23 protein-coding genes are annotated in these 21,675 nt (G+C 66.9%); 12 read left to right on the top strand and 11 right to left on the bottom strand.

Annotation, left to right across the window (positions count from 1 at the left end):
• Window positions 1-20 precede the first annotated feature (20 nt).
• Complete coding sequence (locus ACIRRA_RS28350; protein ID WP_402774144.1) at window positions 21-896, top strand: helix-turn-helix domain-containing protein; 876 nt, start codon at window positions 21-23, stop codon at window positions 894-896.
• A 161-nt stretch (window positions 897-1,057) separates the two neighbouring features.
• Here ACIRRA_RS28350 and ACIRRA_RS28345 read toward each other — a convergent pair whose 3' ends face one another.
• From ACIRRA_RS28345 to ACIRRA_RS28325, 5 genes are all read right to left on the bottom strand, one after another.
• The gene (locus ACIRRA_RS28345; protein WP_402774112.1) at window positions 1,058-1,405 is read right to left on the bottom strand and encodes a DoxX family protein; all 348 of its coding nucleotides are present in this window, start codon (window positions 1,403-1,405) and stop codon (window positions 1,058-1,060) included.
• A gap of 104 nt (window positions 1,406-1,509) precedes the next feature.
• Window positions 1,510-2,286 carry an SDR family oxidoreductase gene (locus ACIRRA_RS28340; RefSeq protein WP_402774109.1) on the bottom strand — a complete coding sequence of 259 codons (777 nt, stop codon included), beginning with the start codon at window positions 2,284-2,286 and terminating at the stop codon, window positions 1,510-1,512.
• 88 nt (window positions 2,287-2,374) lie between these two features.
• Window positions 2,375-2,665 (bottom strand): hypothetical protein, encoded by a 291-nt coding sequence (locus ACIRRA_RS28335; RefSeq protein ID WP_402774106.1) that lies wholly within the window; start codon window positions 2,663-2,665, stop codon window positions 2,375-2,377.
• Between the two features lie 164 nt (window positions 2,666-2,829).
• Window positions 2,830-4,572, bottom strand: coding sequence for a histidine kinase (locus ACIRRA_RS28330; RefSeq protein ID WP_402774103.1), 1,743 nt, complete (start codon window positions 4,570-4,572; stop codon window positions 2,830-2,832).
• 107 nt (window positions 4,573-4,679) lie between these two features.
• Window positions 4,680-5,285 carry a response regulator gene (locus ACIRRA_RS28325; protein WP_402774100.1) on the bottom strand — a complete coding sequence of 202 codons (606 nt, stop codon included), beginning with the start codon at window positions 5,283-5,285 and terminating at the stop codon, window positions 4,680-4,682.
• A gap of 333 nt (window positions 5,286-5,618) precedes the next feature.
• Here ACIRRA_RS28325 and ACIRRA_RS28320 point away from each other — a divergent pair, with 333 nt between their 5' ends.
• The 5 genes from ACIRRA_RS28320 (at window position 5,619) to ACIRRA_RS28300 (ending at window position 10,074) form a co-directional block, all read left to right on the top strand.
• On the top strand, window positions 5,619-5,759 hold the full coding sequence (locus ACIRRA_RS28320; protein WP_402774097.1) for a reverse transcriptase N-terminal domain-containing protein: 141 nt from the start codon (window positions 5,619-5,621) through the stop codon (window positions 5,757-5,759).
• Window positions 5,760-6,017: 258 nt separating this feature from the next.
• Window positions 6,018-6,524, top strand: a complete 507-nt coding sequence (locus tag ACIRRA_RS28315; protein ID WP_402774094.1) for a ribonuclease domain-containing protein — start codon at window positions 6,018-6,020, stop codon at window positions 6,522-6,524.
• Window positions 6,525-7,031, top strand: coding sequence for a barstar family protein (locus tag ACIRRA_RS28310; protein ID WP_402774091.1), 507 nt, complete (start codon window positions 6,525-6,527; stop codon window positions 7,029-7,031).
• A 115-nt stretch (window positions 7,032-7,146) separates the two neighbouring features.
• Window positions 7,147-8,808: a phospholipase C gene (locus tag ACIRRA_RS28305; protein WP_402774088.1), complete on the top strand. Its 1,662-nt coding sequence runs from the start codon at window positions 7,147-7,149 to the stop codon at window positions 8,806-8,808.
• A 132-nt stretch (window positions 8,809-8,940) separates the two neighbouring features.
• Window positions 8,941-10,074: a PQQ-binding-like beta-propeller repeat protein gene (locus ACIRRA_RS28300; protein ID WP_402774085.1), complete on the top strand. Its 1,134-nt coding sequence runs from the start codon at window positions 8,941-8,943 to the stop codon at window positions 10,072-10,074.
• Between the two features lie 152 nt (window positions 10,075-10,226).
• Here the strand turns inward: ACIRRA_RS28300 and ACIRRA_RS28295 are convergent, their stop codons facing one another.
• On the bottom strand, window positions 10,227-10,865 hold the full coding sequence (locus ACIRRA_RS28295) for a TetR/AcrR family transcriptional regulator (RefSeq protein WP_402774082.1): 639 nt from the start codon (window positions 10,863-10,865) through the stop codon (window positions 10,227-10,229).
• A gap of 113 nt (window positions 10,866-10,978) precedes the next feature.
• Between ACIRRA_RS28295 and ACIRRA_RS28290 the strand changes: the two genes are divergently transcribed.
• The 3 genes from ACIRRA_RS28290 (at window position 10,979) to yhjD (ending at window position 14,120) form a co-directional block, all read left to right on the top strand.
• Window positions 10,979-11,923, top strand: a complete 945-nt coding sequence (locus ACIRRA_RS28290) for an oxygenase MpaB family protein (RefSeq protein ID WP_402774079.1) — start codon at window positions 10,979-10,981, stop codon at window positions 11,921-11,923.
• 120 nt (window positions 11,924-12,043) lie between these two features.
• A complete protein-coding gene (gene trpS, locus ACIRRA_RS28285; protein ID WP_402774076.1) occupies window positions 12,044-13,069 on the top strand; it encodes a tryptophan--tRNA ligase in 1,026 nt (341 codons plus the stop codon).
• A gap of 37 nt (window positions 13,070-13,106) precedes the next feature.
• Window positions 13,107-14,120: an inner membrane protein YhjD gene (yhjD, locus tag ACIRRA_RS28280; protein WP_402774073.1), complete on the top strand. Its 1,014-nt coding sequence runs from the start codon at window positions 13,107-13,109 to the stop codon at window positions 14,118-14,120.
• 4 nt (window positions 14,121-14,124) lie between these two features.
• On the opposite strand, the gene ACIRRA_RS28275 is transcribed toward yhjD, so the two are convergent.
• Both ACIRRA_RS28275 and ACIRRA_RS28270 read right to left on the bottom strand, forming a co-directional pair.
• Entirely contained in the window at window positions 14,125-15,456 is a 1,332-nt protein-coding gene (locus ACIRRA_RS28275; protein ID WP_402774070.1) for a D-alanyl-D-alanine carboxypeptidase family protein, read from the bottom strand.
• Between the two features lie 83 nt (window positions 15,457-15,539).
• A complete protein-coding gene (locus tag ACIRRA_RS28270) occupies window positions 15,540-16,211 on the bottom strand; it encodes a SnoaL-like polyketide cyclase (RefSeq protein WP_402774067.1) in 672 nt (223 codons plus the stop codon).
• 240 nt (window positions 16,212-16,451) lie between these two features.
• Between ACIRRA_RS28270 and ACIRRA_RS28265 the strand changes: the two genes are divergently transcribed.
• Together ACIRRA_RS28265 and ACIRRA_RS28260 are read left to right on the top strand one after the other, a co-directional pair.
• On the top strand, window positions 16,452-17,966 hold the full coding sequence (locus tag ACIRRA_RS28265; protein ID WP_402774065.1) for an MFS transporter: 1,515 nt from the start codon (window positions 16,452-16,454) through the stop codon (window positions 17,964-17,966).
• Window positions 17,956-18,573, top strand: a complete 618-nt coding sequence (locus ACIRRA_RS28260; RefSeq protein ID WP_402774062.1) for a TetR family transcriptional regulator — start codon at window positions 17,956-17,958, stop codon at window positions 18,571-18,573. The genes ACIRRA_RS28265 and ACIRRA_RS28260 overlap by 11 nt, the downstream gene beginning before the upstream one ends.
• A 16-nt stretch (window positions 18,574-18,589) precedes the next feature.
• On the opposite strand, the gene ACIRRA_RS28255 is transcribed toward ACIRRA_RS28260, so the two are convergent.
• Both ACIRRA_RS28255 and ACIRRA_RS28250 read right to left on the bottom strand, forming a co-directional pair.
• Window positions 18,590-19,480, bottom strand: coding sequence for a phenylalanine 4-monooxygenase (locus ACIRRA_RS28255; RefSeq protein ID WP_356997211.1), 891 nt, complete (start codon window positions 19,478-19,480; stop codon window positions 18,590-18,592).
• A gap of 204 nt (window positions 19,481-19,684) precedes the next feature.
• Complete coding sequence (locus tag ACIRRA_RS28250; RefSeq protein ID WP_402774059.1) at window positions 19,685-20,155, bottom strand: hypothetical protein; 471 nt, start codon at window positions 20,153-20,155, stop codon at window positions 19,685-19,687.
• A 127-nt stretch (window positions 20,156-20,282) separates the two neighbouring features.
• On the opposite strand from ACIRRA_RS28250, the gene ACIRRA_RS28245 reads away from it, so the two are divergent.
• Complete coding sequence (locus ACIRRA_RS28245) at window positions 20,283-20,906, top strand: PadR family transcriptional regulator (protein ID WP_356997215.1); 624 nt, start codon at window positions 20,283-20,285, stop codon at window positions 20,904-20,906.
• A gap of 110 nt (window positions 20,907-21,016) precedes the next feature.
• On the opposite strand, the gene ACIRRA_RS28240 is transcribed toward ACIRRA_RS28245, so the two are convergent.
• Window positions 21,017-21,505 carry a hypothetical protein gene (locus tag ACIRRA_RS28240; RefSeq protein ID WP_402774056.1) on the bottom strand — a complete coding sequence of 163 codons (489 nt, stop codon included), beginning with the start codon at window positions 21,503-21,505 and terminating at the stop codon, window positions 21,017-21,019.
• Window positions 21,506-21,675 lie beyond the last annotated feature (170 nt).

Raw genomic sequence — 21,675 nt, 5'->3', positions numbered from 1 at the left:
ACACGACGAGCAAGGGGAAAATGGGGACTTCTACCCGGCCGCCAGCGGGGACCTACAGTTGGCCACCAGCGGGGACTTTGTCATGGCCACGGACAGGGGAACGTCTCCGGGGGCTTCGCCAGTCTGCCGGTCTCAGCGGCAGTGAGCTTGCCCGTAGGGCCGGCTGGCATCAGACCAGGGTTCCTAAGATCGAGTACGGCAAGACCAAGCCGTCGGTGGCCGATATTCAGGTGTGGTGCAAGCTCACTGGGGCTGAGGGTGAGATACCGGACCTGGTTGCCTCCCTCCGAAACATAGAGGCCGCTTACCGTGAGTGGCGGCGGACGCTCAGCGGTGGGACGAAACAGAAGCAACATGAGATCCTCCGCTTGATGCAGCAGTCCACGGTTATGCGCGTGTATCAGCCGTCGCTGATACCTGGGCTGCTCCAAACCGCCGAATACGCTTCGGCGATTCTACGGAGGTCTATCAAGTTCCATGGAATACCTGATGATTTGGATGAAGGTGTAGCCAAGCGCCTTGAACGGCAACAGATTCTGTACAAGGGTGATCGCAGGTTTCATCTGTTGATGGGTGAACAAGCCTTGTACAACAACGTTGGTGGAGACTCGGTGATGAGAGGGCAGCTGGATAGGTTGCTTGCGGCAATGGGATTGCCGCGTGTCACTTTCGGGATTGTCCCCATGGGCACCGAACTCCCGATGCAACTGACGAACTTTGTCATGTTCGACGAGCGTCGGGTAACCGTCGAGGGGATTACTGCTGAGCTGACGATCACCCAACCGCGAGAGATCAAGCTGTATCACCGGACGTTCGATGTCCTGGTAGGTCAGTCCGTGACCGGTGAGGCTGCCCGGGGACTGATCCGCAAGGCCCTCGACACGCGGGCCAACTGAGGTTGCCAGTATGGGCGAAGCCCAATACACCCGGTTCTTCAAGCTTTTGTCGAGCTGCGGTCCATCGAACGGTGCATACTTGGCGGCGGAAACATCCAGGTCGGTGGTCTGGGTATCTGCGTGCCGGTAAGGTTTGGCCGCCGGTGGACCGGCGGCCGTGCTCACTTCGTGAGTTGCAGTGCCAGGGCCGCGGCTACCGGGACGATGTATAGGACGGGGAAGATGGTCGTCTTGTAGGAACGCGCGCGGATGGTGGTGGCGACTGCTCCAAGGAAGTAGAGGATGACGCCCACGGCCGCAGCGATGCCGATGACGGGGATGAAGAATCCCACGATCAGCCCCAGCGCGCCAACGGATTTAGCCGTGGCCAGCCAGTTCCACCACGACCGCGGGACCCCGTAGTCATTGAGCGGATCGACGACGAACTGCTTCTGTGCGAACAAGGAGTAGCCAGAGAAGCCGACCCACAGGGCCGCGACGGTTCCGACGATGTAGTAGGCGATGTTCATGAGAATTCCATTCCCTCTGTAGAAGTTGGGGTTGCTGCGCGGGCTCGTCGAGCGGTTCCCATAGCAGTCGGAGCAATGGCGAGCCGGGCCCCTGGGTAGTCCTGTCAGGCGGTACGCGACGGGTAAGCGGCGGAGACCCATTCGGTGAAGGTGGGGCCGGCGAGACGGGCGTGCGGGCTGGGTAGCAGGCCGCCGTTCTCGTTCAGCGGTGTGTCGGGGTTGTCCGGGTCACTGACCTCCGAGATCCGGACATCGAGTCCGAGACGGTCGGCGACCAGCGCGGCGGCCTCAGCGAGGCGCTCCTCGCGCGGTCCTGCCACCTCGGGGAAGGGAAGGGCCGCTGTGGCATTCGGGTCGAAGGCCAGGCGCACCAGTTCTTCAGCGACGGTGCGGGCCGCGACCAGCTGCGTGCGCATGCGCGGGAGGTAGGCGACGTCGCCGCGGATGCTCCACCGCAGCAGCAGTTCGACGAATTCGTCGAATTGCGCGGCCCGCAGGATGGCCGCAGGGACCGGACCGGCCAAGACCTCCTGCTCGTGGATCTGCTTGGCGAGGTTGTATCCCGCTGCGGCGGCATGGATTCCGATGATGGACACCACGACCAGGCGCTGCACGCCAGCGGCCTGCGCGGCGGCGTGCAGGTTGCGTGCGGACGCGGTGAAGAATTCGGTGGCCTCGGCCTGGTCGGGTGAGGGTGTGCTGGCGGCGTCGATGACGATGTCGGCGGCGGTCAAAGCCTGTGCCAAGCCCTCGCCGGTGACGACGTCCACGCCCTGGGATCGCGATATTTCGACGACCTCGTGTCCCTGCTCACGCAGTACCTCGACCACGTGGCTGCCCAAACGGCCGGTGGCGCCGACGACAGCGACTCGTGTACTCATTCTTTCGCGATTCTTCTCGTTCGGATTCGGTGGGATGACGACGCAGGCCGCGCGGGTGTGACACGCGTTGCCCACCTGGTCGTCGGGTCTATCGCTCGTCGACGATTTCGCCGGTTTGCGCCGTCGCGTCGGTGGTCAAGGCCATGGTGGCGGCTACCAGTGGGAATCCCTGCGACGCGCCGATGGCGGCGAGCATCTGCTCGGCCGAGTCCCAGCGCCAGGTATCGGAGTAGCTGCCGTCCTCGAGCCGGGTGAGCCGGGTCTGCGTCAAACCGGGGTTGGCCCTGCGGATTCCGTCGATCAGTGTGGTTCGCTGCGCGAGCAGGGCCTCGACCTGATCATCGGCGACACGGTAGTGGTGAATCCTGACCACGGGCATGGTGAATGTCCTCGCTGTGTAGCGCGGTACCCGGTAGCGTGGGTCCCGCGGTGTTCTTCCTGACAGGAAAGAGCCTGTCAGGCAGCACAATTCACTGGTAGTGCGTGCGGCACCCATCGCGTGTGCGGAATGTGGCCCGCCAGGGTGTGCAAAATGCACATCCATCAACAGGGAACACGGGCCTTCAGCAGGAAAACACCGCGCGATACTTCGGCGCTGAAGGAGCCACCCGCGCCCAGTACGCGGGCCCGCATATTGTCGAGCCCTTGTCCCCCGGGTCTACTCGCGCGCCGTACGCCGTCGTTGCGAATATCGAGGTGCAGGAAGTCCTTTCGGCGTCGGCATTCGATACGGACCCGGGTCGCCGCACTGTGGCGCAGCACGTTGGTGATCGCCTCGCGCAAGACCGGGGCCAGCACCGCCCCCGCCTCGTCGGGCAGCTCGTCGTCGTAACCGAGCTCGACGACCGCGACGGCCTCGGCGAGCGACTTCCTGGCCGAGTCCAGTTCCCGGCCCAGCGATTTCGCGGCCTCCGCGTCCACCAACGCACGCGCCTCCGACTGGGCGTCCACGGCGATCCGCGAGGCCTCGTCGATCTCTCGCGCGGCCCGCGCCGGGTCTCGGCTGATCAGCTCGGTGATCAGATCCGCTTTGAGTGCCAGCACCGACAGTGTCAAACCGAGCAGATCATGAATATCGCGTGCCAGGCGGAGCCGTTCGACATGCAGTGTGCTGCGCACCAGTTCGGCACGGGAACGGTTCAGCTGTTGCGACAGCTGCCAGAACCGGGCCAGGCCGAACAAGGCCAGCATCGCTTGCAGGGCCAGCAGCAGCCAGAGCGAGGGATCGATGGGTGCGACTCCCGGCTTGGTGTAGACGGCCCGCAGTGCGAACAGTGCGATCACCGCCGCTGTGGCCCAGGGCCCGCGCAGTGTCAGCAGCACCGCTGTCGCCAACAGGATCAGCCACGCCGACCAGTACGCGCCGAACCACAGCAGAGGAACCAGCGTGATCGCGGCCTGCGCGGTCAGTATGGGTATTGCGTACCGAGGGGCATAAAGCCCGGCAAGGAACAAACAGGACAGCAGTGTTCCGCCGATGGCTATCGACAGGCGGTGATCGGCCATCTCCATGGCTTGATTGGCTGTCCAGCCGAACAAACCGACCACGATCGCGAGAATGGTCAGCCGCGGGACCAACCGTGCGATCGGTTCACCGTCCACCGGCTGCACATCGAGATCGCGCTGGGCCGAGGCGATTTCGCGCACCGCCCGGATTATCCGGCGGGTGGCGGTCGCGGCGTGATCGACCGCCTCCCGTGCCTGTTCAGGTCGCGCGGTCAGATCTCGGCGGGCGTCGGCCAATAGTTCCCGCACCATGGCTATCTGCTCGCCCAGCGCAGCGCGCAACCGATCCGCGATCTGCAAGCGCTCCCGAACCAAGGTTGCCTGGGCCAGTTCCGCGCGGGTGGCCGAGAGTCGATCGAGGAGCTCGGGCAACCGCAGCAGGCTGTACAGGACCAGACCGGTCGCGGCCGTACCCAACGCCACATACACCGGTCCCGGCCAGACCGGCTGCCATGCGCCGTGCACCACACCGGAAACCACAACGATCAGGACGAAGACCGCCCAGCGCCATCGCCTGCCTGGAGCGAACAACGCGGTTGCAGCGAGCAGATAGTCCGTACTGGCAGCACCGCCGAGAAGAAGGATCGGTAGATACGTCGCCGCGATCTGCGCCGTGAGCACCTGAGCGCGCACCGTCGCGTGCCGCTGCGCCACAACGAGCAGCCCTGCCTGCAGAGCACCGCACACGGCCGCCGCCACGGCATCGTGGGCAAGCACCGAGAGCAGCAGGACAACGAGGAGGAGATATCCGGTGGATCTCGGTAGCAACTGCGACGACACTCGGTCATTTCATACCGACCGTACGGTTCGGTCAAATGATCTCAAATCAGCTGAAGCTAAACGTCATGTCGTCAATCGCGCATGCTCTCTGCCGAGGTCGGAGATGCTCACAGCCATCCGGCCTCGGTGGCCAGACGCACCGCGTCCACCCGGGTGCGCGCCCGCAACTTGGTCACGGCCGAGGCCAGATAGTTGCGCACCGTGCCGTAGGACAGGTGCAGCCGAGTCGCGATCTGCTTCGGTGCCGCACCCTCGGCGAAACATCGCAGCACTTCCGACTCGCGTTCGGTGAGCGGATTGCCCGGGGCACGCAGCGCCGTGACCGCGAGCCCTGGATCCAGCACATTGCCACCGGCCGCCACGGTGCGGACCGCGTGCAGCAGATCCTGCCGGGAACCGTCCTTGAGGATGAACCCGCACACGCCGATCTCCATGGCGCGCTTGAGATGTCCGGGATTGGCCAGCGCCGTGAGTATGAGGACCCGGCACTGCGGATAACGCGTCCGCATCTCGGCGGCGGCCTCGAGCCCGGTCCGGCCGGGCAGGTCGATATCGAGAACAGCCACCTCCGCCCGCGCCTCCACCGCGGCCGAAACAATGGACCCACCATCCTCGAGAACAGCCACCACAGCGATGTCGTCCTCAAATTCCAATGCGGCGACCACGGTTTCACGCAACAGCCGCATATCCTCGGCGATCAGCACCCTGATCATCTGATCATGCTCCTTCGGTTGTGCAACATGATTCAATCCCGTTGATCTTGGGATGTCATATCGAGGCCCGAGTTGGTCGCGAACGTCGATGCTGGTGGGCAAAATCCAAGAGCTCGCTCAGACGCTGAAAGCCCTGGACCGACCTTGCGCGAGTGGGGAACCGGTCGGATACCGGCCCTGGTGGCCGGGCTCGAAAGAGCTCTGACGTGGGCTGGTGAACCTTGGAAGTGCTGAAGACCAGGAACATCGCGAACCGAAGGGGCAAGTTGGACACCATCACGGTGAACGGACCCCAGGACGTCGCTGTGCTGACATGGGACGCCATCGACTGGCGTGTCCACGAACAAACGTAGCGAGGTTGCGGCGCAGAATCTTCAGGCGACATGGAACCAGGACTGGGCTCAGGTCCGGTCCTTGCAGAAACTGATGCTGGGCTCGTGGTCGAACACTCTGCTGAGTGTTCGACAGGGGTGACCCAGCGCAATGCGGGACGTCGGACGGTCGGAATCGACGGGGAGAAAGCCCATTCCCTCTCCCTCACACGGTTCCGGCAGTGCTCCAGTTGCCGGATGGTGACGTAGATTCGTCTGTCATGACGGATAGCCGAGCGACCAGCAAGGCGCTCTACGGGGTCTGCAGCAGGGTTCCTTCCCTGTTCAACGGGGACGCTGTGGCTGGTAGAGCCAATTCGATTCGGTTGCTCATCGGATGCCGGCCGGTGGTGCAGTACCGATGAAGAAGCCCAACAAAAAGCAGAGCGCCTGGCTGACGCTGGGCGTGGCCGTGCTCGCGCTGATCGCCGCCATCGTCGCCAACCGGATCAACACCGACCATCCGCACAACACCGGCAGCGCCAAACCCGTTGTCACGTCGGTGATCAAGACGACCGCCAAACCAGGCGGCGGCGTACCGGGTCCCGGCTTGGCCGATCAATCGGCCCCGCCTTCCAAGGTGCCCGGTGTGCCCGATCAGGCGTACAAGACCCTGGTCGAAATCGACGCCGGTCGCTGGCCGGGCTCCGCCAACGCGCCCGGCACCCACGGCGGCGACACCTGGAACAACCGGGACGGCAGCCTGCCCCGCAAGGACGCCTCCGGCAAGGCGATCAGCTATCAGGAATGGGACGTGAATCCCAAGCAGCCCGGGCAGACCCGCGACGCCGAGCGCATCATCACCGGCAGCGACGGGTCGGCGTATTACACGGGGGACCACTACAAAACCTTCACGAGGATGCGCTGAATGACCGAGCCGATGCCACTGTCGCAGTTCCTCTCCGCGCCCGCAGCTGACATCGCCGAGCGCCGGGCCCCCGCCCGGGTGCTCGGGGTGCTGCCCATCGGCACGGCCGAATTCTCCGGCGTCCGTTACCGGATTCCGGACGACTACGTCGCCCGGGAACTGCGCGGCCGCAAGATGCGCACGGTCACCGAGGTTTTCGACGAGTTCGCCGCCGCTTTCCAATTCCCCTACTACTTCGGGGAGAACAAGGACGCCTTCGACGAGTGCCTACGCGACCTCGACGAATTCGTCGGAGCCGCACAGGGATACGTGGTGGTGATCCGCAATGCCGCGCTCATGCTCGACCGGCAGCCCGACGAGCGCGACTGGTTCGCCGAGGCCATGGCCGACTGCGCGACCATCTGGGCCGCCCGGGGCATCGCCTTCCGGGTGGTCCTGCAGGACGCCACCCCACCCGGACTGCCGGTGATACCCCTGGCTCTGGACCCCGAATCCGAGAATTCTTGATTCACCGGACTTTCCCCTTCAGTTAACCTGCGGTCGATCAAAACTGTCCTGGACGCTGCAATGGTTCCGCTATGCGATCGCGGCCTGACGCGATCCGGATCGACCTGGAGGTTCCATGCCTGCCTCGGCACATCGTCGCCCAAGCCCGGCAGTCGCCCATGGCCGACGCTTCGGTGGACGAAGCCGCGCCGCCGCCGCGTTCGCCGCGCTGCTCGCGCTGGGCGCCACCTCGTGTTCGTCGTCGTCCGACAAGGCGGCTCCGGACGTCGACACCGCGACGCCCATCAAGCACGTGGTGGTGATCTTCCAGGAGAACGTCTCCTTCGATCACTACTTCGGCACCTACCCGAACGCGGCCAACACCGACGGCACCACGTTCACCGCGCAGCCGAACACGCCGAAGGTGGACGGCCTCACGCCGGATCTGCTCACCAAGAACCCCAACAAGGCGCAGCCCGTGCGCCTCGGCGGTCCGAACCAGCAGATCACCTGCGACCAGGACCACGAGTACAAGGACGAGCAGCTCGCCCTCAACGGGGGCAAGATGGACCAGTTCGTCGAGCACACCAACGTGTCCGAGGGCAGCGCCTGCAAGCCGCCGACCTACGGCCCGCAGGGTCTGGTCATGGGCTACTACGACGGCAATTCGGTGACCGCGCTGTGGAACTACGCGCAGCACTACGCCATCAGCGACAACTCCTGGACCTCCACCTTCGGCCCGTCCACCGTCGGCGCGCTGAACCTGGTCGCGGGCCAGACCCACGGCGTCACCAAGATGGAGCCGCCCAAGCCGGGCCAGCCCTTCCCGGTCGACACCGTGCTGGAGAACGCCGGCAACGGCCAGGGCACCGTGGTGGGCGACCCGCAGCCCTATGGCGACGACTGCTCCAACCGCGACACCGTCCAGATGAGCGGCACCACCATCGGCGACCTGCTCACCAAGAAGGGCGTCAGCTGGGGCTTCTTCCAGGGCGGCTTCAAGCCCACCGGCACCAAGGACGGCAAGGCCGTCTGCGGCGCCACCCACAATGTCGGTATGGCACTGGGCGGTACCGGCGCCAAGACCGGTGACAAGGGCTGGGACACCAAGGGCGACTACATCCCGCACCACGAGCCGTTCCAGTACTTCGCGTCGACGGCCAACCCGCACCACCTGCCGCCGACCTCGGTCGACAAGATCGGCCACGACGATCAGGCCAATCACCAGTACGACCTGACCGACTTCTGGGCCGCCGCCGACAAGGGCAACATGCCCGCCGTCAGCTACCTGAAGGCCCCCGGCTACCAGGACGGCCACGCCGCCTACTCAGATCCGCTGGACGAGCAGCAGTTCCTGGTGGAGACCATGAACCACCTGCAGAAGCTGCCGGAGTGGAAGGACACCGCGGTCGTCATCGCCTACGACGACTCCGACGGCTGGTACGACCACGCGGCCCCCAAGCTGGTCGTGAACTCCGCCTCCGAACAGGACGGCTACAGCGGCCCCGGCGTCTGCGGTGACGCCAAGGCGAATCCGGCCAAGTACCAGGGCCGTTGCGGTTACGGTCAGCGCGTGCCGCTGCTGGTGGTCTCGCCCTACTCGAAGGCCAACTTCGTCGACCACGGCGTGACCGACCAGGCCTCGGTCCTGAAGTTCATCGAGGACAACTGGAAGACCGGCCGCATCGGCGACGACTCGTTCGACGAGAAGGCCGGCACCCTCGACGCCATGTTCGACTTCAAGGCCGCCGCGCAGCCGGCCCTGCAGCTCGACCCGAAGACCGGCGCCGCGAGCTAGCCCGGATTCGCAGACCGCCCGGCCCGATCCAGTGGACCCGATCCATCGGAAAAGGCCGGGCGGTTTTGTATTCGGGCGAGAGCGGTTCCCCCTATAGTCGCTGACAGTGTGTCGAACGAGTGGGGTTCGGTTGTGATCAGTCGTCGAAAAGTGTTGCGGGACGGGGCGATTCTCGCCGTCGCCGGGGTGGCGGCGGCGTGTGCCGCGCCGCGGCGGGTGGCGGGGACCGCGGCGTCCGGGAGCATCGCCTGGGAATTCCAGGTCGATGGCGCGGTGCGAGGACTGCGATACGACGCCGGCACGGTGGTGGTGGAAACCGCCGCCGTGCTCACGGGGCTCGAGGCCCAGAGCGGACGTGAGTTGTGGCGGTTCCCGATCACGACACCGGGGATCGGCCGTCACTCCTGCGTCTCGAGCAACGACCTCGTGGTCTGCGGGGCCGAACCCGATGCCGCCGGGGACCGGGCCGTGGCCGTGGATCTGGCGTCGGGCAAACGGAATTGGTCCTTCGACGCACCCGAGGGGGTCGTGCTCGGCGGAGTCTTCGGTGTGCGGGACGGGGTGCTCTATCTGATCGCCTCCGATCACGACAAGGGCGGACGCGAGGCGTGGGCCGTGGACATGAAGAGCCAGGCCGCCCGGTGGCGGGTGCCCTGCGCCGCCGAGGCGCTGTCGGTGCCCGACAGCGGTTCGCTCCTCTACAACCAGAATCCCGGCACCGGCGGCGATCTCGCCGCCCTCGACCTGGGAACCGGTGCGACTGTCTGGTCCCGCGCGGGCGACTCGGCGGTCTCGGCCAGCACCATCGCCTCCGGTCTGGTCCGGGGCGCCGTGCTGGCGACCGACGGCGCCCACACCGTCTCCGGCCTGGATCCGAAAACCGGTGCGGCGCTGTGGACCACGCCCGCTCTGCCCTACACGGCCGGCGCCGTCTTCGGTTCCGGCGACGCCTACTACCTGTGTGACGGTACGAGGCTGCATGCCATGACTCCCGGCGGCGAGGCAGCCAAGCTGTGGAGTATCGGCATCGCCGATCCGGGTGCCGCGGCCGATGTCGGCGGATACCCGAGCGCGGGAGCCTTCTACCTGCTGGCCGCTCGCACCCTGCGCGCGATCGACGCACACACCAGCGCTATCCGCTGGACGCAATCGATTCCGGACAAGGCCGGATCGCAGGTGTCCTTCGCCGTCGGCGACGCCCACTGCTACGTCGAATCCACCGAGGACGACCCGGGTGCGTCCGCCGTCATCGCCATCGTGCGCTGATTCGGATTCCCCTGCGGTGGGCTACGATTCGGGCCGCAAGGGGAGTGGGAGTCGAGGAAGATCGACGGATGCCGCAGCCCACTGCCGGCCAGTCGCGCCGCGAACCGGAGATGTTTCCCCGCGCGGAGATTCCGGATGGATCAGCGCGTGGCTCAGCGGCGGATCTGCCGAGCCAGATCCTCGCCCAGCAGCACGAAAACGTCGGTGGTGGCGTCGATGAGTTCGTCGCGGGTCATGAAGATGTCGCCCTGGAGCCAGGCCGCGAGGGTCTGGACCAGGCCGCCGACCAGGTAGGTGGCGCGGAAACCGATCACGGGCTCGGGGTCGCCCTCGGTGAGGCCGTAGAAGTCGATGCCCTCGGCCGCAACGATATTCGCGAACGCCTTGATGGTGTGCGTTGTGCGGGTGCGTAATTCGGGGGTAGCGGAGCTGACCACCAGGGCCACCCGGGCCTTGCGCGGATCGTCGGTGAGGACGTGGATGCCCGCGGTGATCGCGGCGTGCGCCTTGGCGCGCGGGTCGTCGGGGGCCGTGTGCAGTCCGGCGAGCAGGGCGCCGGCCAGCTCCTCGGCGATGGAGTCGAACAGTGCCGAGAGCACGGCGTCGCGGTTGTCGAAGTTCTCGTAGTAGTAGCGCTCGTTGAGGCCCGCACCGGTGCACAGGGCGGAGACGGTGAGCTTGTCGATGCCCTGGGTGCCGAGGATGTCGAGGGCGGCGTCGAGCAGGGCGGTGCGGCGCTGGGTGCGGCGTTCGTCCGCGGAGATGCCGCCGTAGGTCCGTTGCCCGGTCACGAACCGATTCTGGCATGGCCGCGATTCTGGCAAAAGGTCTTGCCAGAATATGAAATCTGGGGGATTCTATTTCCAGATGTGATGGCCCGCATCACACCCACCGGGAGGCAACGATGCCTGCAGGCACGGCTCAGAGCGGTTACTTCTCCGACGACTCGATGATCCGCAGGGTCATGCGCAAGCGCGCGGTCGGACTCACCTACGGCCAGCGCGCGCTGGTGATCGGCGCGGTGCATCCGCTGCTCTATGTCGGAACCGCCGAGAACACCCAGCATCGGACCACGCCCTACACCCGGCTCGCCCTCACCGGCCGCCTGTTCGAGGCCGTCTCCCTGGGCACCCGCGAAGAAGCCGATCGCGCACGGGCTTTCACCCGCAAACGGCACGCCCCGGTCGACGGCGTGCTGCCCGAGGATGCGGGCGCGGCCAACCCGGCCGGCACCCACTACTCCGCGGCCGACCCGCATCTGATGTTCATGACCATGGCCTTCACCTTCGATTCCGCCGAGGTCATGCACGACCTGCTGGTCCGCCGCCTCACCCCGACCGAACGCGAAGGTCTGTACCAGGACTACGTGCGCTGGGGCGAACTGTTCGGCATGCCGCGCAGCGCCGCCCCCTACACCTACCGCGAATTCCGCGACTACTTCGACGGCTACCTGGCCTCCGACGAGCCCCACCTCACCGAGGAGGCCAAACTGGTCGGCTCCTACCTCATGGGTCAGCGCGTCCCCCACCCCCTACCGACCCCCATCCAGCAGGCCCTCACCGGCTTCTCCCTCCTGGTCCAGGGCAGCCTGCCCAAGCGCGTCCGCGACATGTACGACCTCGACTGGGGCCTCCGCGAGCAGCTCGCCTTCCGCAGCCTGTCCCGCGCAGTCCGCGCCGCCCACCTCTCCCCACCCCTGCTCGGCAACCCCCTGACCGCCCCCATGACCGGCCCCAGCTACCCCCTCTACAAACTGGCCACCCGCCGAGAACAACGCCTGGTCGGTTCCGGCCGCCTCTCGATGCCCGGCATCGACCCCCGCCCCCTCTCCGACCGGCTCGGGGCGTAAACGCCCGATCGGCAGCGGCTGCCGCCGGGGGCGGTCGGTGGCGCTCGAATCAAGTCTGAGCCGGTCCCGACCTGCGGACCCGCCCCGGAACGAGGTGGAGGCGCAATTTAAGCTCAGCTCATGTCGAGTTCTGAGCCGGTCGCTGAGCGTAAGCAGCGGGTACTGTCGGGAATCCAGCCCACCAGCGATTCTTTCCACCTCGGCAACTACCTTGGCGCGCTGCAGTATTGGGTGCGGTTGCAGGACGACTACGACGCCTTCTACTTCATCCCGGACCTGCACGCCATCACGGTGCCGCAGGACCCGAAGCAGCTGCGCACGCGGGTCAAGATCTCGGCCGCGCAGCTGCTGGCCCTGGGGCTGGACCCCAAGAAGTCCACGCTGTTCGTGCAGTCTCAGGTGCCCGAGCACGCCGAGCTGGCGTGGGTGCTGAACTGCATTACCGGGTTCGGCGAGGCGAGCCGGATGACCCAGTTCAAGGACAAGTCGGTCAAGCAGGGCGCGGACAATGCCACCGTCGGGCTGTTCACCTATCCGGTGCTGATGGCCGCCGACATCCTGCTCTACCGCGCCCAGCTGGTGCCGGTCGGCGAGGACCAGCGCCAGCACCTGGAGCTGACCCGAAACCTGGCGCAGCGCTTCAACACTCGCTACAAGAAGACCTTCGTGGTGCCCGAGCCGCACATCGTGACCGGCACCGCCAAGATCTACGACCTGCAGGATCCCACCGCCAAGATGAGCAAGTCGGCGAACTCCGACGCGGGCCTGCTCAACCTGCTCGACGATCCCAAGGTTTCGGCGAAGAAGATTCGCTCCGCGGTCACCGACACCGAGCGTGAGATCCGCTACGACCCGGAGACCAAGGCGGGCGTCAGCAATCTGCTGGTCATCCTCAGCTCGCTGACCGACACCCCCATCGTCACGCTCGAACAGGACTACGCCGGCAAGGGCTACGGTGACCTGAAATCGGACACCGCCGACGCGCTCATCGAGTTCGTGACGCCGCTGCGCGCGAAGGTGCAAGAATACATGTCCGACCAGGGTGAACTGGACCGCATCCTCGCCGCCGGGGCCGAGCGGGCGCGGGAGGTCGCCGGGAAGACTCTCGCGCAGGTGTACGACCGGGTGGGCTTACTGGCCCGCTGAACCGGCCGCCGCGCGTCCGGTGTGCGGAGGTGGCGGTGTGTTCGGGAACCTGAAGGCGTGGATCGCGCGGCAGATCGAGCGCCGTCCCTGGCTGGATCACCTGGTCCGCGCGGGCGGGCGCTATCAGCGTCAGCGCGGCGACTACTACGCCGCGGGCATCACCTATTTCACGGTGCTCTCGCTGTTTCCGCTGCTGATGGTGGGTTTCGCGGCGGCCGGCTTCGTACTGTCGCGGAATCCGCAGTGGCTCACCGATATTCAGAACAAGATCGTCGAGAACATTCCTGGCGACGCGGGCAGCCAGATCAACGACCTGATCCACCGGGCCGTGGAATCGCGGACCGGTGTCGGCTCCATCGGTCTGGTGACCGGTGCCTACGCCGGGCTGGGCTGGATCGGCAACCTGCGGGCAGCGCTCACCGAGCAGTGGGATCAGCCCACTAAAAAGCGAAACTGGCTCTTCGCCAAGGTCTCCGACCTGCTGGCGCTGATCGGGCTGTTCCTCGCCATCCTCGTCTCCATCGGCCTGTCCGTGCTGGCCTCCGGCGGCCTGCTCACCCACCTGCTCGACCGCCTGCACGTGCACGAGTCGGCCTGGGCGAAGATCTTGCTCACCGTGGCGTCGCTGGGGCTGGCGGTGGTGGCGAACTGGGCAGTGTTCGTCTGGATCATCGCCCGCCTGCCGCTGCACCCCGTCACCTTCCGCAGCGCCGCCCGCGCGGCCATGATCGCGGCGGTCGTCTTCGAGGCGTTCAAGCAGCTGGCTTCGGTCATTCTGCGATCGGTGGTCAATGGCCCGGCCGGGGTGGTCTTCGGGCCGATCATCGGCCTGATGGTCTTCAGCTACTTCACCGCGCGGATCATCCTCTTCGCCACCGCCTGGGCCGCAACGGCCTCGGACAGCGACGTGCCCGCCGAGATCCCGCCACCCGCCCCGGCGATCATCCGCCCCCGGATGACCGCGGGCGGATTCTCCACCGGTGCGGGTGTGGCCTGGTTCGGCGCGGGAGCCCTTGCGGCGACACTGCTCTCGACACTCCGCCGCCGCTGACCGCTCAGCGGCGGCGGCTCATCCGGCGCGCGCTCAACAACAGCGCCGGGACCAGGATCACGCCGCCGGCCATCAGGGCGATCCGCAGATCGTTATGGTCGGAACTCGAACCGGAAATCGCGGCCGGGGCGAGATCGGCATCGGTCCGGGCGGGCGGACTCGCCAGCGCCACCGAGGGATTCGCACCCCCGGAGCTGCCGTCGGGCATGCTGCCCACGGTCGCGCCGGCCGGCAGCGCGAAGGCGTAGTCGAGTAGTCTGGCCGCCTGCTCCCACGGCCGGAAGGGCCGCACGTCCGCTTTGAGCAGTGTCACCACATAGCGGTGGCCATTGCGCTGCGCGGCCGCGACGAAGGTCTGCCGGGCGTCGTCGGTGTAGCCGGTCTTACCGCCGATCGCGCCGTCGTACTCGTAGAGCAGATGGTTGTCATTGGCGATCGGGAAGCCCGGATGATCCTTGTCGTCAGGGTTGTTCGGGTCGGCCGGGTAGCCGGGGAAGTCCACCTGTTCGGTGTGGATCAGTTCCGCGAACAGCGGCAGCGTCATCGCGTGCCGGAACAGCAGCGCCAGGTCGTAGGCCGAGATGCTCATGCCCGGCCCGTCCAGCCCCGAGGGCGTGGCGGCCCGGGTGTCCAACGCCTGCAACTGCTTCGCCAGCGTGTTCATCGTGGCGACGGTGGCGTCGTCCCCGCCCAGCTGCGTCGAGATGGCATGCGCCGCATCATTGCCCGACGCCATGACCAGCGCCTGGAACAGCTGCTTGTTGGTGTAGCGCCCACCCGGTCCGATGCCGACCCGGGTGCCGTCGGCATTGCCGTCGTCCTGGGTGCCGATCACCGTCTTGTCCAGGTCCAGCGCCGGGATCGCCACCGACGCCAGCAGCACCTTGATGGTGGAGGCGGGCCGGTAGCGCCCGTGCGGGTCCTTGGCCGCGATCACCCGCCCGGTATCCAGATCCGCCACCTCCCAGGCGGTGGCCGAGATCCCTTCCGGCAGCGGGCCCGCCCCCGGCGGCAGGATCACACCGCACCCGCTCAGCTGCTTGCCCCCGATCGGCGGATCCGGAATCGGCAGCGCCGCCGGCGCCGTCTGCCCCGGCTCGGGCGCCTCGGAGGTGTCGATGGGCGGCGGCGGGGCCGCCTTGTTCGGGCAGCCGTCGGTATTGGGCGTGGTGAACGGGGTTGTCGTGGTGGACGGTTGGGCCTGTGCCGCGCCCGGCAGCGGCCCGAAGGCGAACGCGGTGAGACCGGCCGCCAAGGCCGCGACGGCGACAAGGGGGGCGCGCCGGCGACCAGCGGCCGGGCGCGCGGTTCGGCGCGAATACCTGCGGATACTCATCGCGCCCGACTCTATAGCCGACAGGTCCCCTCGGCGCGCGATGTCGCGCGCTGAGGTCGCGACCGTGTCGGCCGGGGAAGCGGCTAGTTCGCGGTGTGCGTGACCGGGCAGCCGTGGGCCAGGGGGCCGAGCAGCTTGTTGTTGTCGTAGAAGTGCTCGAGCTCGAGGATGCGCAGGTCCTCGGAGACCTTGGCGATGGTGACGCCGGTCATCTCGATGAGCTCGCCGGTGGGCTGGTGGCCCTTGTACTCGCCCTCGTAGCGACCCCAGTGGCGCCACTTGAAGGTGACGGTCGGCGGGCCCGACAGCACCTCGAGCACCTCCCAGAAGAAGCCGCCCGGGAACGCGGTGTGGAAGATCTTGTGCGAGGTCTCGAAGGTCTCGCCCGCGGCGTCGTAGAAGGGGTTCTCGCCGATCAGGATGTTGTAGGACCCGATGGTCGCGAATTCCTCTGCGTCCTGCCAGTTTCCGCCGTTGACGCGGCCGCGGTAGTGCTCGGCCACCAGCGAGACCCAGGTGGCCGGGTCCTTCTTGTGCGAGACCTCCATCTCGAAGACCTTCACCAGCTCTTCGACGATGTGCTCCAGCGAATCCGGCGCGTGCTGGGTGGTGCGCTCGACGGGGATGACTTCCTTGCTCAGGTGGTAGTCGGGCGCGCCCTCGCGCCAATCCTCCGGCGCCGCAGCGGCGATGACGGCGTCACGGCCCTGCAGGTGCAGTGGGGTCTCGACGGATTCGGTTGCTTGGTCGGTCATTTCGTGCCTCACGTGTCCAGACCCATTGGGGGGTCGACGATCTCAGAAACGGACCGCATGACGGTAACAGCACGGGGACTTCATGTCGCGACAAGTATTTGGGACTCCAGTACCAGACAGCGGAATGGTGATGCACCCCATCGTGGCCCGCCCCGACCCATGACACGACAAGAATTGACAGACTCTGCTAAATGAGAGACGCTCTCATTATCGAGAAGATCCCAAATGATTGGAGCTGTCATGAAAGCTCAGGGAGTGCGCCGCTGGCTGGCGCTGGGAGCCCTGGCGGTCGCCATGCTGACCATCGGCCTCGATGTCACCGTGCTCACCGTCGCCCTGCCCACCCTCGCGGTCGACCTGCACGCCGATACCTCCGCGCTGCAGTGGTTCAGCAGCGCATACACCCTGGCCCTGGCCGCCTTCATGCTTCCGGCAGGAGCCCTCGGCGACCGGTACGGCCGCAAGAAGTTCCTGCTCGCCGCGCTGCTGCTGTTCGGCGTGGCCTCGGTGGCGTGCGCCTTCGCCACCTCCTCCGGCCAGCTCATCGCCGGGCGCGTGGTGCTCGGTCTGGCCGCGGCGGTCATGATGCCGCTGTCCATGGCGGTCCTGCCCGCCCTCTTCCCGGAACAGCGGGAACGGCAGCGCGCCATCACCATCTGGATCACCTCCACCGCCATCGGCCTGCCGCTGGGCCCGATCGTGGGCGGCTGGCTGCTGCAGCACTACTGGTGGGGTTCGGCCTTCCTGCTCAATGTGCCGCTGGTGATCGTCGGCGCGACCGCCGTCGGCCTGCTGGTCCCGGAATCCAAGAGCGAGAGCATCTTCCGCATCGATCTGCCCGGCGCCCTGCTGGCTGCCGCCGGAATGCTCGGCGTCACTTACGGTTTCATTCGCTGCGGCCAGGAGGGCTGGGGCGACGCCGTGGCCTGGACCGCCATCGCGGCGGGCGTCGTGCTGGGTGCGGCGTTCATGCTGTGGCAGCGCCGGACCGCCCATCCGCTGGTCGACCTCGGCCTCTTCGGTGAGCCCGGATTCCGTTGGGGCACAGTGTTCATGGTGCTGGTGAACTTCGCGATGTTCGGCCTGTTCTTCACCATGCCGCAGTACTTCCAGGCGGTGCTGGGAGCCGACACGCTGGGCAGTGGCCTGCGCCTGCTGCCGCTCATCGCGGGCTTGGCCGCCGGCTCCCGGGTGGTGGACAAGCTGCTGCCCACAACCGGCGTCCGCACCGTGCTGGTGGCCGGATTCGCCTTGCTCGCAGCGGGTCTCGCCATGGGCGCGCTCATCACCGTGGACAGCGGCTACGGTTTCGCGGCCGCCGCGTTGGTCCTGCTCGGTGTCGGCATGGGATTCGTGATGCCTGCCGCCATGGGCGCCGCCACCGACGACCTCACCCCCGAACGAGCCGGTTCCGGATCCGCGCTGCTGCAGGCGCTGCGGCAGGCGGGCGGTACCATCGGCGTCGCCATCCTCGGCACCGTACTGTCCACCCGGTACCGCTCCGGCCTGGGCGGTCTCGACCGCGCACCCATCTCCGACGGCGTGAACGCCGGGGTCGGTGTGGCCCGAAAGCTCGGCGACCCGGCCCTGCTGGGCCACGTGCAGAGCGCCTTCGTCGACGGCATGAGCGCCATGCTGTGGGTGTGCACCGCCATCTGCGCGATCGCCGCGGTCCTGGCCGCCCTCGTGATCCGTCGCAAGGATCCGGTCGTGACCCCAGATCTCGATGCGGGACAATCGGTCCATGTCGGCTGAGACTGCCTCCGCGACGCCTCCGGTCCCGGTGAAGACCGCGGCCGGAGGCGGTCTGCGTGAACGCAAGAAGGAACGCACCCGCCGCACCATTCGTATGGAGGCGTTCCGGCTGTTCCGGGAACAGGGCTACACCGAGACCACGGTCGAGCAGATCGCCGCGGCCGCCGATATTTCGCCCAGCACGTTCTTCCGCTACTTCCCGTCCAAGGAACAAGTGGCGATGGCCGACGATCTGGACCCGTTCATGATCGAGGCTTTCGAGTCCCAACCCGCGAACCTGTCGGTCCTGGCGGCCTTCCGGCAGGCCACCGTGGAGTCGTTCGCCGCCCTCGGCCCCGAGGAGCAGGAGTTCGAGCGGCAGCGAGTGGAGCTGTTGTCCACGGTGCCGGAATTGCGCGGTGCGGTCGCGCGTGAACTGGAACGCAGCAATGACATGATCGCCGAATTGGTCGCGCGCAGAACCGGGCGGTCACCCGGCGATTTCGAAGTACGCATCTTCGCCGGAGCGCTGAGCGGTGCGATGCTGAGCTTCATCGACCGCGAGACCTTCAGCCCGGAACAAATTATTCGGGTCATCGAGTTCCTCGAAGCCGGGATGCCGTTGTAGCCGAGGCGTGCTCGCCTCAGACCTGCTTCACGCTGACCAGCCGCGCCACCGTTTCATCGGTCATGGTCTCGAAGAACCCGCCGACCACATCCTCGATCTCGCCGACGGATTCGGCGCAGTACAGAATCGGCTGGTAGTGGGTGATGTCGTAGGCGATGGTCCCCATGGCATGAATGTCCAGCGGCCGCAGCTCGGCCTGACGGAACTCCTCGATCTCCCCGAACGATGACAGCAATCCCGCACCGTAGCAACGCACTTCGCCGTGCTCGCGCAGCACCCCGAACTCCATCGAGAACCAGAACACGTCGGCCAGGAACTTCAGCGCCCGCTCGGTCTCCAGCCGGGCCACCGCCGCGCCGACCGTCTCGTACACGGCCGCGAAGCGCGGGCTGGCCAATTGATTGGCGTGCCCGAGGATTTCGTGCACGGCGTCCGGCTCCGGCGTGTAGAGCGGCGCGGAGTGGTGGCGAATGTACTGGGTGGAATGGAAGATCCGGTCGGCGAACGAGCCGAAGAACTCCCGCAGCGGCACCAGTCCGGCCGCGGGCGCGTACCGGAATCCGGTGAGCGGCACCAGCTTCGCGGTCACCTCGTCGAGTTGCGGAATGTGGTCCGATGGCAGCCCGAGGCGCTCGGCGGCCGCGATCACCTCCGCGCACGCGTAGCGCTCCCGCTTACGCGCCAGTTCGGCGGAGACGATCCGCCAGACCTGCTGCTCCTCCGCGGTGTAGTCGATGTGCGGCACCCGGGCCCCGGGGTGGTACTCCAGCGCCATGGCGGCGATCGCATTGCGGCGGGCCCGGTACACGGGGTCGTGCACACCCGGATGCTCGTCGCTCAAGTGCACTGTCACATCGCCGTCGGCCCCCTTCGTGACCGGCGAGTACAACTGAGCCTCGCTGAACATACTTCGATGCAAGCACCGGTATGTGATCTAGACAACGAAAAGCCGCCCAGCTGGTCAGATTGACCAGCTGGGCGGTCCCGGTGTCGGTGAACGGCGAGCGGCGGGCCGCTGTCAGGTAGGCATTCGTACCCGTATCGAACGCGGCGACGAATGGCCGTTCTCCCGCCGGGCCCGTTTGCAGCCGGACCCGGCGGGAGGCGGTGATCAGCGCGGCGCGTTGGCCGGGTCGAGCAGGGTCGGGGTGCGGCCCTCGCGGTGCGCCTGCTTGGCGTCCTCGAAGAACTCGCGGCTGAACAGGGCGGACAGCACCGCGATGCCGCCGCGGTGGATGCGGAACTCGCTCTTGGTGCTGGAACCGGTGAGCCGGATGACGCGGCCGGCGGCGTCCTGCGGGCGGGCCATGTCCTTGACCCGGCCGCGACCGGTCCAGGCCAGCTCGGTCTGGTCGATGACCGCGTCCTCGGGGACCAGCAGCTTGACCATGGCGTGGTCGAGGTCGGCGTGTACCACGATCTCCTGCTCGCCCTCGATCCAGGGCGAGCGCAGGTCGATGACGACGCTGCCGTAGCGGGCCTTCACCTCGAACGAGGAGGAGTGGGTCCAGTCGCCCAGGTGCTTGGTGGTGGCGTGGTCGGTGTGGATCTTGACGGTGTCGGTGGTGTCGTTGGCGTTCATGGCCCTGTTCTTTCGGAGGTGGTGGTGCTGGTCGGGTTCGCCTGCTCCTCCATAGTGACATATGAACTAGTTACTACGCAACTAGTTCTTCGAAACTAGTTTTGGGGCACCTAGTAAGATGGGTGGCATGACAGCATCGACGCAGGCCACGCAGTTCAAGCGCTCGCCCCTGGCCATGGCGGTGCTCGGCATCCTGCACCTGGAGCCGATGCACCCCTACGCCATCCAGCGCCGCATCAAGGAGTGGGGCAAGGACAAGGTCGTGAACGTGGGGCAGCGCGCGCAGCTCTACAAGACGATCGCGCGCCTGCAGGAGGCCGGACTGGTCGCCGTGCGCGAGACGGGGCGCGATCAGCAATACCCGGAGCGCACCGTCTACGAGATCACCGACGCGGGCCGGACCTCATGCATCGCCTGGATCAACGAGATGGTCAGCACGCCGCGCAACGAATTCCCGGAATTCCCTGCGGCACTGTCGTTTCTGATGCTGCTCACCCCCGCCGCCGCGCGCGCCGAACTCGAGAAGCGGGCCGCCGCCCGGCGCGCCGACCTGGAGGCGATCGACGCGGGCATGGCGCAGGCCGGGCAGTTCGGGCTGCCGCGCATCACCATGCTCGAGGACGAATACCAGCGCGCCCTCATCGCCGCCGAATCGCATTGGCTGGACGGCGTTCTCGCCGACCTCGCCGACGGCAGTCTGACCTGGTCGTGGGAATCCCTGGCGCGTTTCCAGGATCAGACCACCGTGTAGGCGAGGAGTGCGGTACGGCAGCGAAAGGCGTTGGCCCGCAGTAGAACAAGGCCGCCCGCATCCGGAAGACGCAGGCGGCCTTGATATTTCGGACAGCTATGGCCGACGGATCAGAAGAAGCCGTCGTCGTCGTTGTTGTAGTCGTCGCCGTTGTAGTCGCCACGGCCGGCGTCGTCGAATCCGCGTTCGTAGGCGCGCTCTTCGTCGCGCTCGTCATCGTCGGACATCATCTCGCCGATCAGCATGCCGCCCACCAGACCGGCCGCACCCGCCCCGATCATGGCGCCGGTGCTATGGCCCTGGCGCGGCGGCGGGGGAGCGTACCCCGGCTGCGGGGCGTATCCCGGCTGGGGCGGATACCCGGGTTGCGGCGGATATCCCGGCTGCGCGGGGTAACCGGGCGGCGGATACCCGGGCTGCGCCGGATACCCCGGCTGCGGATAACCCTGCTGCATCGGCTGATAGAACGGCGGCTGCGTGGTCTGAATACGCTGCGCACAGAATTGGCAGACCTCGACGGTACGGGCTACCCCCCACTGCGGCTGCCACGTCACTTGCATGGCGGCCGGGCCGTGAGCCGGGTCGAAGAAGCAGATCACAGACTTTCCTCTACGTGCGCGCCCGGCCGCGACCGGGCTTGGTGCCTTCGAAGTGGGAACGCTCGAACCCGCCGCCCCGGTTCCCGTGTCCTTCGTCTCACAGGAAAGGCCGCCCGCATCCGAAGATGCGGGCGGCCTTCGAGTTTCGCCCCGGACCCTGGGGTTTCGGG

The organism is Nocardia sp. NPDC101769, assembly GCF_044766925.1.
In the GTDB taxonomy this organism is placed as follows: Bacteria; Actinomycetota; Actinomycetes; order Mycobacteriales; family Mycobacteriaceae; genus Nocardia.
Note: the sequence above shows the minus strand (reverse complement) of the source record. Positions and strands in the feature narration are given on the sequence as shown.

Bases quoted from the DNA above. Each gene is read 5' to 3' on its own strand.
- ACIRRA_RS28350 (WP_402774144.1), top strand. From the start codon at position 21: ATGGGGACTTCTACCCGGCCGCCAGCGGGGACCTACAGTTGGCCACCA.
- ACIRRA_RS28345 (WP_402774112.1), bottom strand. From the start codon at position 1,405: ATGAACATCGCCTACTACATCGTCGGAACCGTCGCGGCCCTGTGGGTC.
- ACIRRA_RS28340 (WP_402774109.1), bottom strand. From the start codon at position 2,286: ATGAGTACACGAGTCGCTGTCGTCGGCGCCACCGGCCGTTTGGGCAGC.
- ACIRRA_RS28335 (WP_402774106.1), bottom strand. From the start codon at position 2,665: ATGCCCGTGGTCAGGATTCACCACTACCGTGTCGCCGATGATCAGGTC.
- ACIRRA_RS28325 (WP_402774100.1), bottom strand. From the start codon at position 5,285: ATGATCAGGGTGCTGATCGCCGAGGATATGCGGCTGTTGCGTGAAACC.
- ACIRRA_RS28315 (WP_402774094.1), top strand. From the start codon at position 6,018: ATGAAGAAGCCCAACAAAAAGCAGAGCGCCTGGCTGACGCTGGGCGTG.
- ACIRRA_RS28310 (WP_402774091.1), top strand. From the start codon at position 6,525: ATGACCGAGCCGATGCCACTGTCGCAGTTCCTCTCCGCGCCCGCAGCT.
- ACIRRA_RS28305 (WP_402774088.1), top strand. From the start codon at position 7,147: ATGCCTGCCTCGGCACATCGTCGCCCAAGCCCGGCAGTCGCCCATGGC.
- ACIRRA_RS28290 (WP_402774079.1), top strand. From the start codon at position 10,979: ATGCCTGCAGGCACGGCTCAGAGCGGTTACTTCTCCGACGACTCGATG.
- trpS (WP_402774076.1), top strand. From the start codon at position 12,044: ATGTCGAGTTCTGAGCCGGTCGCTGAGCGTAAGCAGCGGGTACTGTCG.
- ACIRRA_RS28275 (WP_402774070.1), bottom strand. From the start codon at position 15,456: ATGAGTATCCGCAGGTATTCGCGCCGAACCGCGCGCCCGGCCGCTGGT.
- ACIRRA_RS28270 (WP_402774067.1), bottom strand. From the start codon at position 16,211: ATGACCGACCAAGCAACCGAATCCGTCGAGACCCCACTGCACCTGCAG.
- ACIRRA_RS28265 (WP_402774065.1), top strand. From the start codon at position 16,452: ATGAAAGCTCAGGGAGTGCGCCGCTGGCTGGCGCTGGGAGCCCTGGCG.
- ACIRRA_RS28260 (WP_402774062.1), top strand. From the start codon at position 17,956: ATGTCGGCTGAGACTGCCTCCGCGACGCCTCCGGTCCCGGTGAAGACC.
- ACIRRA_RS28255 (WP_356997211.1), bottom strand. From the start codon at position 19,480: ATGTTCAGCGAGGCTCAGTTGTACTCGCCGGTCACGAAGGGGGCCGAC.
- ACIRRA_RS28250 (WP_402774059.1), bottom strand. From the start codon at position 20,155: ATGAACGCCAACGACACCACCGACACCGTCAAGATCCACACCGACCAC.
- ACIRRA_RS28245 (WP_356997215.1), top strand. From the start codon at position 20,283: ATGACAGCATCGACGCAGGCCACGCAGTTCAAGCGCTCGCCCCTGGCC.